This is a genomic window from Nitrosomonas communis (assembly GCF_001007935.1).
Lineage (GTDB): Bacteria > Pseudomonadota > Gammaproteobacteria > Burkholderiales > Nitrosomonadaceae > Nitrosomonas > Nitrosomonas communis.
In genome coordinates this window covers 3,880,348-3,896,059 of sequence record NZ_CP011451.1, presented here as the reverse complement: position 1 = coordinate 3,896,059, position 15,712 = coordinate 3,880,348, and the positions used below count along the sequence as shown (strand labels likewise).

The window sequence follows — 15,712 nt, the reverse complement described above, 5'->3', positions numbered from 1 at the left end:
GCTGGGTACAGGAATATTGACAATTATTCATCTGAGTTTACAGAGAAAGTATTACAGCAGAAGGGGAGATAGGTTCATTTTCTGTTTCAATAATCTGCTAGGGTGCTTACTGGTTTAATTAACTCCAGTTTTTTTGTATTTTTTAACACAGGAGGAGCACTTGCTTATATCTAATTTTTCTTTATGATGATGTTAGATAAGGTTTGAAAAACCTATGATGGCAACGGTTAAATAAGGTCTTTTTTTTTGGTAAAAAAAGCTATTATTAAACTAAAATAATAATAAATAAAAAAATCACCACATTCAAAGCAGGGGAATTTTTCTATAAAAATCATGATTTTCCCTTGTTGGCACAGATTTGACATGCTAGAATTCCAACCAGCATTATTGGGTGATTGATAAGATTAAAAACTATCAGAGATCAATAAAAGTTTTAGTATGAAGTAATCTGCAGTCAGGTAGTTTGTGTAGCCATTTGCTTCAAATGGCCGTGTTTTTTTAAGTATTGTAAACTAGTCTAAATTAGTAATTTATGTGGGGGGAATATATGAGCAGTAAATCAGTAATGGCCCTGCTGGGGTCTGCAACACTTGTTTTATACTCAAGTATGGCGTTTTCGCTAGATGAGACTAGTAAGTATTTTCATCCGCAGCCAAACTCTATAATTGCACAAGAAACCTATGATCAGCATATATTTGCTCTATGGATTTGTTTGGCAATTTTTATTGTTGTTTTTGGTGTGATGTTTTACTCGATTCTGAAACACCGTAAATCAGTTGGATATAAGGCTGCCAATTTTCATCATAGTACTGTTGTAGAGATTATCTGGACGGCTATTCCACTTCTGATTCTTATTGGTATGGCATTTCCGGCCACTAAAACTGTCGTTGCCATGAAAGATACGTCCGAGCCTGATATCACTATTAAAGCCACAGGGTATCAGTGGATGTGGGGTTACGATTACCTTCAGGGAGAAGGTGAGGGCATCAGCTTCTTCAGTAAACTATCCACGCCAACTGCTCAATTGGAAGGCAAAGAAGCTAAGGGAGAAAATTATTTGCTGGAGGTAGATAATAATCTGGTTGTGCCTGTAGGCAAGAAGATTAGGGTAATCACAACGGCTAATGATGTTCTTCACGCATGGTGGGTGCCTGCTTTCGGAGTCAAGCAAGATGCAATTCCAGGATTTATTCGAGATGTGTGGTTTACAGCAGATAGACCGGGTGTTTACCGTGGCCAGTGTGCTGAGCTTTGTGGCAAAGATCATGGCTATATGCCGATCGTGGTTGAGGTGCTGGAGGCAGACAAGTACGCGCAATGGGCTGCGGATAAGAAAAAAGCATCAGCAGCAGTCGTTAACACGGCGGCAGTTGGGAATTAATATTTCAATCGCATGAGATGTAATTTCAGTAAATAAAGAAGTAAGTACTAAGGAGAATAATCATGGCAGTAGTTCAAGATGTTCATGGTCATCACGACCATCATCCCAGTGGCATAATGCGCTGGGTAATGACAACCAATCATAAAGACATTGGCACTATGTATCTGTGGTTCAGTTTTGCTATGTTTCTGGTTGGCGGTTTCCTGGCAATGGGAATTCGTGCAGAATTGTTCATGCCGGGTATACAAATATTAGAGCCGGAACTTTTTAATTCGTTTACCACACTGCATGGTTTAATCATGGTGTTTGGGGCGATTATGCCCGCATTCGTGGGATTAGCTAACTGGCAAGTCCCTATGATGATAGGTGCGCCTGATATGGCGTTTGCGCGGATGAATAACTGGAGCTTCTGGCTGTTGCCAGTAGCTGGTATGTTATTAATATCCTCGTTTTTTGTGCCCGGTGGTGCTGCTGCAGGGGGCTGGACATTCTACCCTCCGCTTTCTGCACAAGGTGGCTTAGGGGTCGATATGATGATTTTTGCTATTCATATTTTGGGGGCTTCCTCAATTATGGGCGCAATTAATATTATTACTACCATCCTAAATATGCGCGCACCCGGTATGACGTTAATGAAAATGCCGATGTTCGTGTGGACATGGTTGATTACTGCTTATCTGTTGGTGCTGGTAATGCCTGTTTTGGCCGGTACAGTCACCATGTTGCTGACAGACCGCCATTTTGGTACGTCATTCTTTAATGCGGCAGGTGGAGGTGATCCTGTTCTGTTTCAACACATTTTCTGGTTCTTTGGACATCCTGAAGTTTATATCATGATTCTGCCCGCTTTCGGTATTGTGTCCGAAATCGTTCCAACATTCTCCCGTAAACCGTTGTTTGGTTATGCATCAATGGTGTATGCGACCGCATCAATTGCAATTTTATCTTGCATAGTATGGGCACATCATATGTTTACGGCTGGTATGCCAACGGTCGGTCAGTTGTTCTTCATGTATGCTACTATGCTGATTGCTGTACCTACCGGTGTGAAAGTCTTTAACTGGACTGCGACAATGTGGCGTGGGTCGTTGACTTTTGAAACACCAATGCTGTTTTCAATTGGGTTTATCTTCCTGTTTGTGATTGGTGGTTTCAGCGGCGTGATTTGTGCAATTGTGCCAATTGATATCCAAGTACAAGATACTTACTATGTCATTGCGCATTTCCACTATGTGCTAGTATCGGGCGCGTTGTTCGCTATATTCGGTGGAGTATATTACTGGTTGCCGAAGTGGTGCGGACGTATGTACGATGTTAAATTGGCTAACATGCATTTCTGGTTATCTATGATCTTCTTTAACGTAGCATTCTTCGTACAGCACTTCTTGGGATTGGCGGGTATGCCTCGACGAATTCCAGATTACTCGCTACAGTTTGCTGATTTCAATATGATCTCCAGTATTGGTGCATTCGGATTTGGACTGTCACAACTATTCTTCCTTTATATTGTGATCAAATGCATTCGTAGCGGTGAAAAAGCGGCTGATAAACCATGGGAAGGTGCAACTACATTGGAATGGACACTACCTTCACCTGCACCATATCATAGCTTTGAAACCCCGCCAGTAATTAAATAAAGCGAAGCGTATATGTCGCAAGATGACGATAGAGATTTCAAGCGTAAAAAACTGAGGACTGCTTTTTTACTGCTTATCCTGATGGCTGTAATCTATTTTGTAACGGTGATGATAAAACAATGACACAGAGCGCAACTAACATCAATGTAACCATGTTGAAGAAACTGTTGATTTTTTCGGCGATCATGTTTGGTTTTGGTTACGCGCTTGTTCCGATGTATGAAAAGTTTTGTGAAGTCACTGGAATAAATAATCTGTTACAGCCGGATGTGGTGGATAAAAATATTAAAGTAGATATGTCGCGCTCAATTGCAATAGAGTTAGATGCAAATGTGCGCGGCATGCCTTGGCAATTTAAACCGCTACAATCAAACGTAAAAATACATCCTGGCGAATCAATAGAAGTGATGTATGAAATTAGAAATATATCTGATCAAGAATTTAGTGGTCAGGCCATACCAAGTTATAGCCCACGCTTCTTGGAGAAGTATCTGAAGAAATTTGAATGCTTTTGCTTTACTAAGCAGGTGCTTAAGCCGGGCGAGGTGAGGCAAATGCCAGTAAAGTTTGTCATTGATCCTCAAATACCTGTTGATGTCAATACAGTCACTATTTCCTATACTTTTTTTGCATTACAACCAGGTAAGTAGAAGATGTTTATTAAATAAACTTGCAGGTTAATTAATAGTGAATTGCATGAATGAATAATACAGAACATCAAGCTGGAAAAGCATCAACGCTACAAGTAGCAAAGGCTGTGTTTTGGTCATTTCTAGGTATACGTAAGAAAGACGATCTCGATCGAGATGCAAAAATGATAAAACCGCATCAAGTGGTAATTGGCGGTCTTATTGGCGGAGTAATATTTGTATTGAGTATATTGACACTGGTCAAATTAGTAACAAGTTAATTTTTTAGAAAATAAATCAGGAGGGTTGGTAATGAGTCAAGGAACTGGACACTACTATGTGCCGGCACCATCTAAATGGCCAATTGTAGGATCATCGGCACTGTTCTTTCTAGGGTTTGGTGCAGCATTTACCATGAATAAAATACCAGCGGGCTATTATATGTTGGGTATCGGTTTTGCTATCCTCATTTATATGCTGTTTGGCTGGTTTGGCGAGGTGGCACGAGAAAGTGAAGCTGGCAAATATGGAAAAGTGGAAGATAAATCATTCCGCTGGGGAATGAGCTGGTTTATTTTCTCAGAGGTAATGTTCTTTTCAGCTTTTTTTGGTGCCCTCTATTATATGAGAGTACTGACAATTCCAGAATTAGCTGATGTAGAACATGATTTATTGTGGCCTAGCTTTACTGGGGGATGGCCAACTGCAGGACCTGGTATTACTGAGAAATTTACCCCTATGGGTGCTTGGGGTTTACCTGCCTTTAATACTTTTTTATTACTTTCTTCTGGTGTGACGGTGACACTCGCTCACTGGGCACTCAAGGAGAATCGACGCCCAGCGCTTAAAATGTGGCTGCTTGCAACTGTTGCACTAGGCTTTACTTTCCTTGCTTGTCAGATTTATGAATATAGCCATGCATATTCCGATCTCAATCTTAAACTGACTAGCGGTGCGTATGGCTCAACATTCTATATGCTGACTGGTTTCCATGGTTTCCATGTTACCTTAGGTGCCATTATGCTGACCGTCATCTATTTTAGATGCGCTGCAGGACACTTTAAACCTGAACATCATTTTGGGTTTGAAGGTGTTGCTTGGTATTGGCACTTTGTTGATGTGGTCTGGCTTGGATTGTTCATATTTGTTTACTTACTATAAATAAAATTTGAATCATAGCTAGCTAGTTATATTCCAGACTCTTGATTCCTTAATTATGGGCGTCAAGAGATCTGGGAACAAAGCTGAGCCAACTAATCTGAGATACAAGCAATTTGCGCGTAACCATTCGGGGTATGAGCGATAAATAAAAAATATGGATTATCAGTTCAAACCACGATGGTGGGCTGTTTTATTAACCGCAATTTTCATATTAATCTTTACGCGGCTGGGCTTTTGGCAGCTTTCGAGAGCAAATGAGAAAGAGTTACGGCACGAACGGATTGAGCAATATACACGGGAAGCGGTTGTGGCATTACCTTCAACACCGATTAAATTAGAAGATTTTCAATATCGACAAGTTGAAGTAAAGGGTAGGTTTATTGAGGATCATGCCATCTATCTCGACAATAAAATCTATCAGGGAGTAGCGGGTTACGAAATTCTTGCACCGCTTAAAATTGCGAATAGCTCTCTGCATGTGTTAGTCAATCGCGGCTGGATAGCCTCAAGCAATGATCGTACACAACTTCCTGTTATTTTTTATCCACAGGGAGAAGTAAAAGTAACTGGTATAGTGACTTCGCCAACAATAAGAACGATGCAGCTCTCAGAAGAAAAAACAGCGGGTAAGCTTTGGATAAATTTAGATTTTGATCTTTATCAAAAGACAACAGGGCTTGCACTACAACCCATTCTATTGTTGCAGCAGGATAATCAAATTGATGATGGATTGATACGTCAGTGGGTACGGCCTGATTCAGGTGCCTCAAAGAATATCGGATACGCAGTTCAATGGTTTCTGTTAGCTGTGACAACATGCATTATATTTTTAGTATTAAATGTCAAACGAAATAGCTCGAAAAAATAGAATTAAATTCCTTCTGTTGATGTTAGCGATGCTGTCTCCGGTCATTGCATCGTATTTCTTTCACGTGCTAGAAATCCGTCCAGAAGGTACGGTCAATTACGGTGAATTGCTGGAAATAAAACCACTAAAAGGTCAGGCACTTAATATCGAGAATAACACTATTTTTCGTCCACGAAATATGCACGGAAAATGGTCATTGGTTACTATCGATTCTGGACAATGTAATGAGTACTGTCAAAAAAAGCTTTATCAAATGAGGCAAGTTCGTCTCGTTCAGAATACAGAAAAAGATCGGGTGGAAAGAATCTGGTTAATTGATGATCATAATGTCCCTGATCAAGATATTAAGAATGAATACGAGGGTACGGTACTTCTAAGTGGAAAAGATAGTGATTTGTTGAATGAATTTCCTGCTGTACTGTCGCAGCATGACCATATTTATGTAGTTGATCCAATGGGAAATTTAATGATGAGATTTCCAAAGGATGCTGACCCTACGAAAATTTCGAAAGATATAAAACATCTATTGAAGCTTTCTCATCTCGAACATTGAAGTGTTATCCATGTGTTTTAGCGTGTGGCAATGCCATAAGAGTATGTAATAAGTAAATTAAAGAATAGACAAATATGATATTGTTTAGGAGGTATAGGTAATGAGTGCTAGTTTAGTGTGGCGACAAACAACATCAAGAATAAATCAATTTTACCGGCTTACAAAACCTCGGGTAGTCTCTTTAATAGTTTTTACTGCAGTAATAGGTATGTTTTTAGCTGTTCCTGGCGCGGTACCAATCGATATTCTATTTTTGGGTACGCTCGGTATAGCTTTAGTCGCTGGGGCTGCTGCTGCATTAAATTGCCTGGTAGAACAAAAATTTGATGCTGTGATGGCGCGGACTCGTGGACGTCCTCTTCCACAGGGTAAAGTCAGTGTTCCAGAAACATTATTTTTCTTGGGATTGATAGGTGGTTCAGGATTATTCATACTTCATCAATGGGTAAATCCTTTAACTATGTGGCTTACTCTAGGAACATTTGTCGGCTACGCAATTATTTACACAATAATACTTAAACCACTCACTCCTCAAAATATTGTGATAGGTGGAGCATCTGGCGCAATGCCACCTGTCCTGGGTTGGGCCGCGGTAACTGGTCAAATTTCTCCTGATGCGCTACTGTTGTTTTTAATCATTTTTGCTTGGACACCGCCCCATTTTTGGGCGTTAGCGTTATACAGAAAGCATGAATATGCTCAGATCGGTATGCCTATGCTTCCTGTGACGCATGGTGATAACTTTACTCGCCTCCATGTTTTGCTATATACGCTCATACTTTGTGTGGTCACGATACTTCCTTATATTTCTCAAATGAGCGGGTTGATTTATTTGGTAGGAGCATTAGTATTGGATGCAATTTTTCTGTACTACGCCATCCAAATTTATCGCAGATATAGTGATCAGCTTGCACGTACTACATTCAAATATTCGATTATTTATCTAGCTCTGTTATTTGTGGTTTTACTTGTGGACCATTATTATCATTTCTAAGTTAGAATTGATATATCGTTTTTAACGAAGGTAGAACCCCTGTTCTCAGGACGGGGGTTTTTTGTTCTTATTTATATTCAAGGAAATAATTTACCAGGATTAAGAATATCGTTGGGATCAAATAGCTGTTTGATCCTTTTCATCAAGGTCAAGGTTGTAGGATCAATTTCTTTGTCGACATAAGCACGTTTCTCTCTGCCAATACCATGTTCACCAGAAAGTGTTCCATTCAGCCTGATGACTAAATCAAAAATTTCATTCAAGCATTTTTCGGCTCGGTAGTTTTCTTCTGTATCGTCAGGATTAATGAGTAAGTTAACGTGAATGTTGCCATTACCAGCGTGACCAAAATTAACATTAGCAATGCGATACTGGGTTGCAAGTTGGGTTAATTCATCTAAAAACTGAGGTAGTGTATTAACGGGTACAACTACATCTTCATTAATTTTCTTTGGTGCAATATCACGCAATAGGGGTGATAAAGCTTTTCTAGCTTTCCACAAATTCTCAGAATTAATGACTTGTTCAGCTTGCAACAGGCCAGAATTGTGGCAAGCATATAAGATGTTGTGAATGGTTTCAGAAATTTCAGTTTGCGATCCATCGACTTCAATCATGAGCATTGCTTGGCAATTGGATGGCAGTAAATCAGGAAAACGTGCCCGGATAAGGTTTAACGAGCCTGCATCCAGAAATTCAAGCGCACTGGGCCCTCTGGGTATCCCCATAATCGCCACGATGGCAGCTGCACAACTGATAGCATCACAATAATAGGCAACCAGACCTCCTTGTTTCTCGGGTAAAGGAGTCAGCTTAAGAGTCGCTTCTGTAATAACAGCTAAGGTTCCTTCAGAGCCGATGAGTAGTCTCGTTAGATCATACCCAACGACTCCCTTCGTTGTATAACAGCCTGTCTTAATCACTTCACCGGCACCCGTTACTCCTTTTAGTCCCAAAACGTGATCACGAGTTGTACCATATTTCACAGCATGAGGGCCACCCGCACTAGTCGCAAGGTTTCCACCGATGGTTGAAAAAGCTGCACTAGAAGGATCAGGAGGCCAGAAAAAACCATATGGTTTAACTGCAGTCTGTATTTCCTGATTCAATACGCCAGGTTCTGCGACAACAACTCGATTTGCTGGATCAACACGGATAATTCGCACCATTCGTTCTAAGGATAGCGCAATCCCACCTTTCTCTGGAAGGCTACCTCCTGCTGTGCCTGTCCCTCGCCCACGAGGTGTCAGAGGAATTTTATTTGCATTACAAAGCAAAAGGATAGCTACTACCTCTTCAGTGGTAAGCGGAAAAACTACGGCTTCTGGTGGGAAAATTTTTCTACTATTATCGTAGGCGTATGTATAACATTCTACAGGATCGGTATAAATTCGATCGGCAGGGAGTAGCTCAGACAGCTGATTGATAAATTCTAATGGCAACATCTACATCAATAGTTGATGATTAGCAGTTTTAATTTAAATATTCGAATACCTTAACGACCTTCCTTGCCCCTGCAGTAGTACTGGCAATTTGTGCGGCATTTTCTGCTTCTTCGCGCGTAACAAGCCCAAGCAAATAAACAACGCTATTTTCAGTGACTACTTTCACGTAATTAATTTGAAATTTTCTTTCATTTAGAAAACGTCCGATAACCTTAGAGGTAATCAAAGTATCGTTAGTGCGCGCAGATAAGGCACTTTTTTCGGCTATGGAAATTTCATTATAAACGTTCCGAACATTATCCACTCCCTTAGCGATTTTTTCTGCTTCACTTTTTATGGATTCACTGGGTGCTTCTCCGGTCAAGAGTACATTGCGATTAAAGCTGGTGACACTAATACGAGCATCGTAACCGAGCTGCTCAACGATTCTTCTGTTCGTTTTAAGTTCGATTGTTTGATCATCTATAAATGTACCATTACTTCTACGGTCTTCACTCATAAGGGCGCCTGTTCCTGCGCCTGCACCCACGCCAGTAACGACAAGGGGTACACAGCCGTTCAAGATCAATAAGAGTAACATTAGTAGGGAAGGATAATATTTTATATTATTCATTAGCTTCGCTTTAAGTATGAGTAAAATTATGCCTGGTATTGCAGTAAAATAACGTTCAATCAGAAATTTTACTGACCCATAAAATAACATAAATCTAACCCCGATAATTGATTACTACCTGCCAATAATACGCTTCCTTTCCTTAAATACGCTTTCTTATTTTATATAAAGCATACTCATACAAAATAGATTTGACACTAAAAGGGGTTAAACATCTATAAACAATTTATAAAGCCGCAATACAGTTCTCGATAAAAGCTTTGAATATGATCCGGTTTGAATTGATGTAATTAATACTGATTGATATCTTCTCTCTACTAAAAGCATCTTACTAAAAATATTTATAGGAATATAAAATGACGTTATCTTCATCTACTGCAAAAGAGAAAGCTAAAATTCTTGCAGAAGCGCTTCCTTATATACAGCGATTCCATAATAAAACCATCGTGATTAAATACGGTGGTAATGCAATGGTTGAAGAGGATCTCAAGCAGGGCTTTGCACGCGATGTGGTGTTACTAAAACTAGTTGGAATGAATCCTGTTATTGTTCACGGTGGCGGGCCTCAGATTGACCAGATGCTAAAGCGTGTTGGAAAAGAAGGTGTTTTTATTCAAGGAATGAGGGTAACCGATGCAGAAACCATGGATGTCGTCGAAATGGTGCTAGGTGGATTGGTCAATAAAGAAATTGTCAATCTTATTAACCGCCATGGTGGCCGTGCAGTAGGTTTGACCGGTAAGGATGGAGCTTTTATCCGAGCAAAAAAAATGCTGATTCAAGACAAAGAGAAAGTAGGAGAATGGATCAATATCGGCCAAGTAGGTGAAATTGAACGAATCGATCCTTCTCTCATCGCATTACTTGATACACGTGATTTTATTCCTGTGATAGCCCCGATTGGTGTCGGTGAGGATGGCCAATCCTACAACATCAATGCAGATTTAGTGGCAGGCAAGCTTGCCGAAATTTTGAACGCTGAAAAACTGATACTCCTCACTAACACATCCGGTGTACTGGATAAAAATGGCAATCTACTTACTGGGCTGACTGCTAACAGGGTCGATGAGTTATTTGCAGATGGAACCATTTCAGGGGGAATGTTGCCCAAAATCGGTTCGGCACTTGATGCAGTAAAAAACGGTGTTAAATCCTGCCATATTATTGATGGGCGCGTAGTGCATGCTCTCTTGCTGGAAATATTGACCGATGAAGGTGTCGGTACACTAATTATGGAAAATTAAATTACCTTAATCTCTTCGGGCACAATTCCCCGCTTCCGTAAGAGCATTATTTCATTTCTAAATCAAATCTGGCTTTGTCGGCTTCACCTTGCCGTATTATTGATATTATCTGCGGCTCGCTTTCGCGTCATTTTTGATGTAGAAAAGGAATTAGATATAGCCCAGTAGGTGTCCTGTAGGAAAAAACGGCGTAATATTCTCTACTTTCAGCGGAGGTAGCCGTTTTTAGTTTGCCACAATTTTATTTGTGGTGACTCCGCTGATAGCGACCAATCAATTCTGTCTGCGCAATAATATGACCGTGCATGGCTTTTTCCAGCTCCGATTTAGTAGGATGCTTCAAATCAGACAGCACAGTATCGAGAGCATAAAGTTTATAAAAATAGCGATGAATGCCTATGGGCGGACAGGGCCCGCCATAACCTGTACGCTTCCAATCGTTAATTCCCTGTAAGGTTCCTGCTGGCAATTCATTCACTGCGACATTTTCGGGTAAACCGTTAGCCTGCGGAGGAATGTTGTAAAGCACCCAATGCACCCAAGTCATTTTAGGCGCAGCAGGATCAGGCGCATCTGGATCATCAACGATCAGCACGAGACTTTTGGTGTGATCAGGTACGCCTGACCATGAAAGGGCAGCAGAAATATCTTGACCATCACAGGTGTATTTGCTCGGAATCATGTCATTAGGGGAAAAGGAAGGAGATATCAGTGAGAGTGTCATAATATTTTCCTGGTTAATTTGAGACGTGCTCGTTCCTGCACGACTAGTTTGAAAAGGGATGAAAAAAAGCACGATTGTGAAGAATGTTATTACTACCAGACGGAAAAAATAAATACAACCGATGCTTGCTGGATTATTTTCACGAAAATATTTCATGTTCTTGCCTCCTTCTGCGAATTATCAATTAACGACTATCAATAACTGGCTCAATGAGAAAACTGACATCGTACTTTTATAACGCATATATGAGTAAAGAAAAAGAGTTTGTTGATCTAAAGGAGTCGCATTCAAATACTGATCGGGTACCGAGAGTTAATGATTTTTTCAGTCTGTGTCTGCCTGATTGAGTGCAAAAACGAGTAAAAGTCATGCGATAAAGCTAGAAATAAAACTCGATGACTTGAACCCTAATGAAATCTTCAAGTGATTTATTGCTGCTGTATTTTATGATATTCCTATTCTAGGATACGCTATGATCAAACTGAACAGCTCCAGAATAGAATGGAATAGTGAATCTGGCTATTTTATTTGTGATGGCTGAAGATCAGTGCGGCAATCTCTATACCCAAACCAAGGCTCAGAAGGATCACTCCAACCCATGCATTTTCCGGTGCCAGGAAGATCAGTACACCCCCTAAAATAAATAGCGAAATTGATAAAATGCGTTTGGTACGAGGGTTTCTGATCATATTAATTCTCCTCATCAGGCTGAAAAATTTTGACTATGTTTATAGCTTATTCGGGTGCTTGAAAAAAGCTCTATCTAGATCAATATAGAGTAGATTCTATACTAATTAGTGCCCGCGCCGCTCGCGGCGGGGCGGGAAAAATGAAATTTGGTATTCATCAAAATATTTGTTTTTCTGGGTTGAAAATATAGTGACTATTCTTATATTAGGATCAGTACACATTGTCTCCTTAAGTGATGATTAGTGAGCATATCAAGAAATTTTCTGAAATTTAGACATGAGCAAAAATTTGTGTAAATGGAAAATATCAGAGTGCAACTAAAAATTTTTCGCAAGAGGAGATAGGTAGGTACGCTACATGAAAATACTTTGTAGCAACCCGATTTAAGTGACTTTTATTATGATATGGAGATTATCAAATGGCTATTATGCGTTATGAACCGTGGGGATTATTGACTCAACTTCAGAAAGAACTGGAGCAGATGCGAGGTGATGTATCAAGAGAAAGTTCCTCTGCTACGGCGGAGTGGGTTCCCTCAGTGGATATCAAGGAAGAAACTGATAAGTTTGTGTTGCTCGCTGATCTGCCCGGGGTTAAGCCCGAAGAGATAGATGTCAGTATGGAGAATGGAGTATTGACGATTAAAGGTGAGAAAAGAACCGAAGCTAAAGCTGAAAAAGAAGGTTACAAACGTGTTGAGAGAACGTATGGCTCTTTTTATCGACGCTTTAGTCTGCCAGATACGGCAAACTCGGATGCTATCTCTGCTGTTTCTAAACATGGTGTGCTGGAGATTGTTATTCCCAAACGGGAATCAGTGCAACCTAAGAAAATTAATGTAGCATCAAATGAGTAAAAGAATGGAGCCTTCGGGCTCCATTCTTTTTAGAATATTTTGAATAAAAGCCCCCTATATAAAAAATTATTTTGCTGAGTCCTGTAATTCATGAAAGAATTACAGGTTTGCTAATTTTCTAGTTTTTGTCATGCCTCTCGTAATACTTGAGAATGCCAGTCTGGCATTCGGTCACCATGCATTATTGAATCATGTTAATTTGCAACTTGATTCAGGAGAGCGTATCGGTTTAATTGGCCGTAATGGTAGTGGTAAATCAAGTCTTCTGCGTACAATCGCAGGGGAGATTAAGTTGGATGACGGCAAGCTCTGGTATGCACCAGAATTGAAATTGGTCTATGTGCCACAGGAGCCGCAATTTGAAGGTGGCAGTACCGTATTTCAGGAAGTCTCTAAAGGGCTTGGAAATCTAAGCCAAGTATTGCTCGAATATCATGAGATTTCTCATGCTTTGAGTGAAAACGGAAAAAATATCCAAGCATTGCTCGAGCGCTTGCAGGATTTGCAAAGCATACTCGAGGTGCAGGATGGTTGGCGTATTCAAACGAGAATAGATACTGTGATTAGTCAGCTCGGGTTGCTGCCAGATGCACAGATAGAAAATCTTTCAGGTGGCGTAAGAAAACGAGTGGCGCTTGCACGTGCCTTGGTAGTAATGCCAGAGGTACTATTGTTAGATGAACCTACCAATCACCTTGATTTTTCATCTATTGAATGGCTAGAAGGTTTACTCAAGGATTTTCCCGGTAGTGTCATTTTCATCACACATGATCGACGTTTTCTAGATAATATTGCTACACGGATTATTGAGCTTGATCGTGGGCATCTGGAGAATTTTCCTGGAAGTTTTGCGGTTTACCAACAGAAGAAGGCTGAGCTTCTTCAAGTCGAAGCGGTGCATCATCAGAAATTTGATAAAGTGCTGGCACAAGAAGAAATCTGGATACGCAAAGGGGTTCAGGCGAGATGTACACGCAATGAAGGTAGGGTAAGGCGATTGGAAGCATTACGACTGGAACGTGCAGCCCGACGTGACCGTGTCGGATCGGTTAATTTTAATATCGAGCTAGGGGAGCGTTCTGGGCAGCTGGTCGCAGAGCTGGAGCATGTCTCCAAAAGCTACGGTGATAAAATTATTATTAAAGATTTCTCCTGTCGGATCATGCGGGGTGATAGGGTGGGATTGTTGGGGCCGAATGGCGCCGGAAAATCAACTTTATTGAAGCTTATATTGGGTGAGCTGAAACCCGATTCGGGAAGCATACGTACAGGAACAAAGCTGACGGTGGCCTATTTCGACCAAATGCGTGAGCAGTTAAATGCAGATTTAACGTTAGTAGAATCTATCAGCCAAGGATCTGATTTCATAGAGATTAATGGTGAGCGTAAGCATGTTATTAGCTATCTGGAAGATTTTTTATTTGCCCCGCAGCGTGCTCGCTCAAAAGTTAAATCATTGTCAGGTGGTGAGCGTAATCGGCTACTGCTGGCCCGTTTATTTACGCGGCCAGCCAATGTGTTAGTATTGGACGAACCAACCAATGATCTCGATATCGAAACGCTTGAGTTACTGGAAACGCTGCTACAAAGTTATGCCGGTACACTGTTTCTGGTCAGCCATGATCGCGCATTTCTCGACAATGTAGTGACCCAGGTAATTGCTTTTGAAGGAAATGGTATCTTGAGGGAATATGTGGGAGGCTATGAAGAATGGGTTCAGAGTAAACATTCTGTGGAGGTGGCACTTCAGCAAAGAGTGGCTACCCCTAAATCTTCTCCTGCTTTCCAAGACAAAAAAGCTACATCTACATCTACTTCACGTATTAAATTGAGCTATCAAGAGGCGCGTGAGCTGGTAGCTTTGCCTGAAAAAATTGATTTACTGGAAAAGGAGCAATCCTCTATTACGACACGATTGAGTGATTCTGCAATTTATCGAAATTCCCCTGAGGACGTCAAGGCTTTGCAAATACGATTTTCTGCAATAGAGCAAGAGCTGACTAAGTGCTTTGCACGCTGGGAAGAATTGGAATCCAAGCAATCAACAGCATGAAATTGGAGGAGGTTATTTGGAAAAAAAACACACATAATTTCCCTATACACAACAGGGAGATCACTATTATATTCATTGACTTAACATGACTCATCGTTTAAAGTCTACATTTTTGAGAGGAGAACACGCAAAGTGAAAAAGTCAGCAGCTGTTAAATTATTACTTGCTACTGGCATGTCTCTGGCATTTTCTGGTGTAGTACAGGCAGCCGGTAATGCTGAAGCAGCCAAAGCCAAAATTTCCATGTGTATAGGTTGCCATGGAATAGAGGGTTATCGCACATCTTATCCTGTTGTTTATCATGTTCCAAAGTTGGGTGGGCAACATGAGGCCTACTTAGCTAAAGTACTTAAGGATTATAAATCAGGAGAACGTAAGCATCCTCAGATGAGTGGAATTGCAGCTACCCTTTCCGATCAAGATATTGAAGATTTGGCTGCTTATTATGCTAGTAAATAATTTTTCCGTTTAAGCAAGGATCAGAACATGAATAATTTTGTTGTAGCCGCAGTGAGCGGTGTGGTATTACTCTTTTCCGGGTACGGTATTGCAGCTGATATCGAGGCTGGCAAGAAAAAAGCTGCAGAGGTATGTGCTTCCTGTCATGGAGCTGATGGCAACAGTCCTGCTCCAAATTTCCCTAAAATTGGTGGTCAACCCAGAACTTATCTTGAGAAAGCCTTAAAAGACTATAAAACTGGTGAGCGTAAAGATCCTATCATGGCTGGAATGGCTGCGCCGTTGAGTGAAGAAGATATTGAAAATCTGGCTTTTTATTATTCCAGCCAATCTGGCTTATATGTGAAGTAATAATTTGTTCTGTGGATGAGCAGGGAAGTCATGCCTTGCTTATTCAAAAAGAAA

At 40.7% G+C, this 15,712-nt stretch carries 17 protein-coding genes; 13 read left to right on the top strand and 4 right to left on the bottom strand.

The genetic code is table 11. From position 1 onward, the window contains the following. Positions 1-547 precede the first annotated feature (547 nt). The 8 genes from coxB (at position 548) to cyoE (ending at position 7,223) form a co-directional block, all read left to right on the top strand. Positions 548-1,381, top strand: a complete 834-nt coding sequence (gene coxB / locus AAW31_RS17685; RefSeq protein ID WP_046851251.1) for a cytochrome c oxidase subunit II — start codon at positions 548-550, stop codon at positions 1,379-1,381. 62 nt (positions 1,382-1,443) lie between these two features. After that, positions 1,444-3,018: a cytochrome c oxidase subunit I gene (gene ctaD, locus AAW31_RS17680; RefSeq protein ID WP_046851250.1), complete on the top strand. Its 1,575-nt coding sequence runs from the start codon at positions 1,444-1,446 to the stop codon at positions 3,016-3,018. A 119-nt stretch (positions 3,019-3,137) separates the two neighbouring features. Next, positions 3,138-3,668, top strand: coding sequence for a cytochrome c oxidase assembly protein (locus AAW31_RS17675; RefSeq protein WP_046851249.1), 531 nt, complete (start codon positions 3,138-3,140; stop codon positions 3,666-3,668). A gap of 50 nt (positions 3,669-3,718) precedes the next feature. Then, a complete protein-coding gene (locus tag AAW31_RS17670; protein ID WP_046851248.1) occupies positions 3,719-3,928 on the top strand; it encodes a DUF2970 domain-containing protein in 210 nt (69 codons plus the stop codon). Between the two features lie 31 nt (positions 3,929-3,959). Then, positions 3,960-4,808, top strand: a complete 849-nt coding sequence (locus AAW31_RS17665) for a cytochrome c oxidase subunit 3 (protein WP_046851247.1) — start codon at positions 3,960-3,962, stop codon at positions 4,806-4,808. A 154-nt stretch (positions 4,809-4,962) separates the two neighbouring features. Further along, complete coding sequence (locus AAW31_RS17660; RefSeq protein WP_046851246.1) at positions 4,963-5,676, top strand: SURF1 family protein; 714 nt, start codon at positions 4,963-4,965, stop codon at positions 5,674-5,676. After that, positions 5,648-6,229, top strand: a complete 582-nt coding sequence (locus AAW31_RS17655) for an SCO family protein (protein ID WP_046851245.1) — start codon at positions 5,648-5,650, stop codon at positions 6,227-6,229. The genes AAW31_RS17660 and AAW31_RS17655 overlap by 29 nt, the downstream gene beginning before the upstream one ends. A gap of 100 nt (positions 6,230-6,329) precedes the next feature. Then, the gene (gene cyoE / locus AAW31_RS17650; protein WP_046851244.1) at positions 6,330-7,223 is read left to right on the top strand and encodes a heme o synthase; all 894 of its coding nucleotides are present in this window, start codon (positions 6,330-6,332) and stop codon (positions 7,221-7,223) included. 77 nt (positions 7,224-7,300) lie between these two features. Here the strand turns inward: cyoE and AAW31_RS17645 are convergent, their stop codons facing one another. Then, the gene (locus AAW31_RS17645; RefSeq protein ID WP_046851243.1) at positions 7,301-8,668 is read right to left on the bottom strand and encodes an FAD-binding oxidoreductase; all 1,368 of its coding nucleotides are present in this window, start codon (positions 8,666-8,668) and stop codon (positions 7,301-7,303) included. Positions 8,669-8,696: 28 nt separating this feature from the next. Continuing rightward, entirely contained in the window at positions 8,697-9,281 is a 585-nt protein-coding gene (locus AAW31_RS17640) for a BON domain-containing protein (protein ID WP_046851936.1), read from the bottom strand. 356 nt (positions 9,282-9,637) lie between these two features. Here AAW31_RS17640 and argB point away from each other — a divergent pair, with 356 nt between their 5' ends. Then, the gene (gene argB / locus AAW31_RS17635) at positions 9,638-10,525 is read left to right on the top strand and encodes an acetylglutamate kinase (RefSeq protein ID WP_046851242.1); all 888 of its coding nucleotides are present in this window, start codon (positions 9,638-9,640) and stop codon (positions 10,523-10,525) included. 241 nt (positions 10,526-10,766) lie between these two features. Here the strand turns inward: argB and AAW31_RS17630 are convergent, their stop codons facing one another. Next, positions 10,767-11,405, bottom strand: coding sequence for a YbhB/YbcL family Raf kinase inhibitor-like protein (locus AAW31_RS17630; RefSeq protein ID WP_309567367.1), 639 nt, complete (start codon positions 11,403-11,405; stop codon positions 10,767-10,769). A gap of 368 nt (positions 11,406-11,773) precedes the next feature. Continuing rightward, the gene (locus AAW31_RS22370) at positions 11,774-11,938 is read right to left on the bottom strand and encodes a hypothetical protein (protein WP_170828923.1); all 165 of its coding nucleotides are present in this window, start codon (positions 11,936-11,938) and stop codon (positions 11,774-11,776) included. Positions 11,939-12,357: 419 nt separating this feature from the next. On the opposite strand from AAW31_RS22370, the gene AAW31_RS17625 reads away from it, so the two are divergent. The 4 genes from AAW31_RS17625 (at position 12,358) to AAW31_RS17610 (ending at position 15,658) form a co-directional block, all read left to right on the top strand. After that, positions 12,358-12,795, top strand: coding sequence for an Hsp20/alpha crystallin family protein (locus AAW31_RS17625; protein ID WP_046851241.1), 438 nt, complete (start codon positions 12,358-12,360; stop codon positions 12,793-12,795). 130 nt (positions 12,796-12,925) lie between these two features. Then, positions 12,926-14,848 carry an ATP-binding cassette domain-containing protein gene (locus AAW31_RS17620; RefSeq protein WP_046851240.1) on the top strand — a complete coding sequence of 641 codons (1,923 nt, stop codon included), beginning with the start codon at positions 12,926-12,928 and terminating at the stop codon, positions 14,846-14,848. A gap of 174 nt (positions 14,849-15,022) precedes the next feature. Further along, the gene (locus AAW31_RS17615; RefSeq protein ID WP_046851934.1) at positions 15,023-15,307 is read left to right on the top strand and encodes a c-type cytochrome; all 285 of its coding nucleotides are present in this window, start codon (positions 15,023-15,025) and stop codon (positions 15,305-15,307) included. Positions 15,308-15,334: 27 nt separating this feature from the next. Continuing rightward, positions 15,335-15,658, top strand: a complete 324-nt coding sequence (locus AAW31_RS17610) for a c-type cytochrome (RefSeq protein WP_046851239.1) — start codon at positions 15,335-15,337, stop codon at positions 15,656-15,658. Positions 15,659-15,712: the final 54 nt, after the last annotated feature.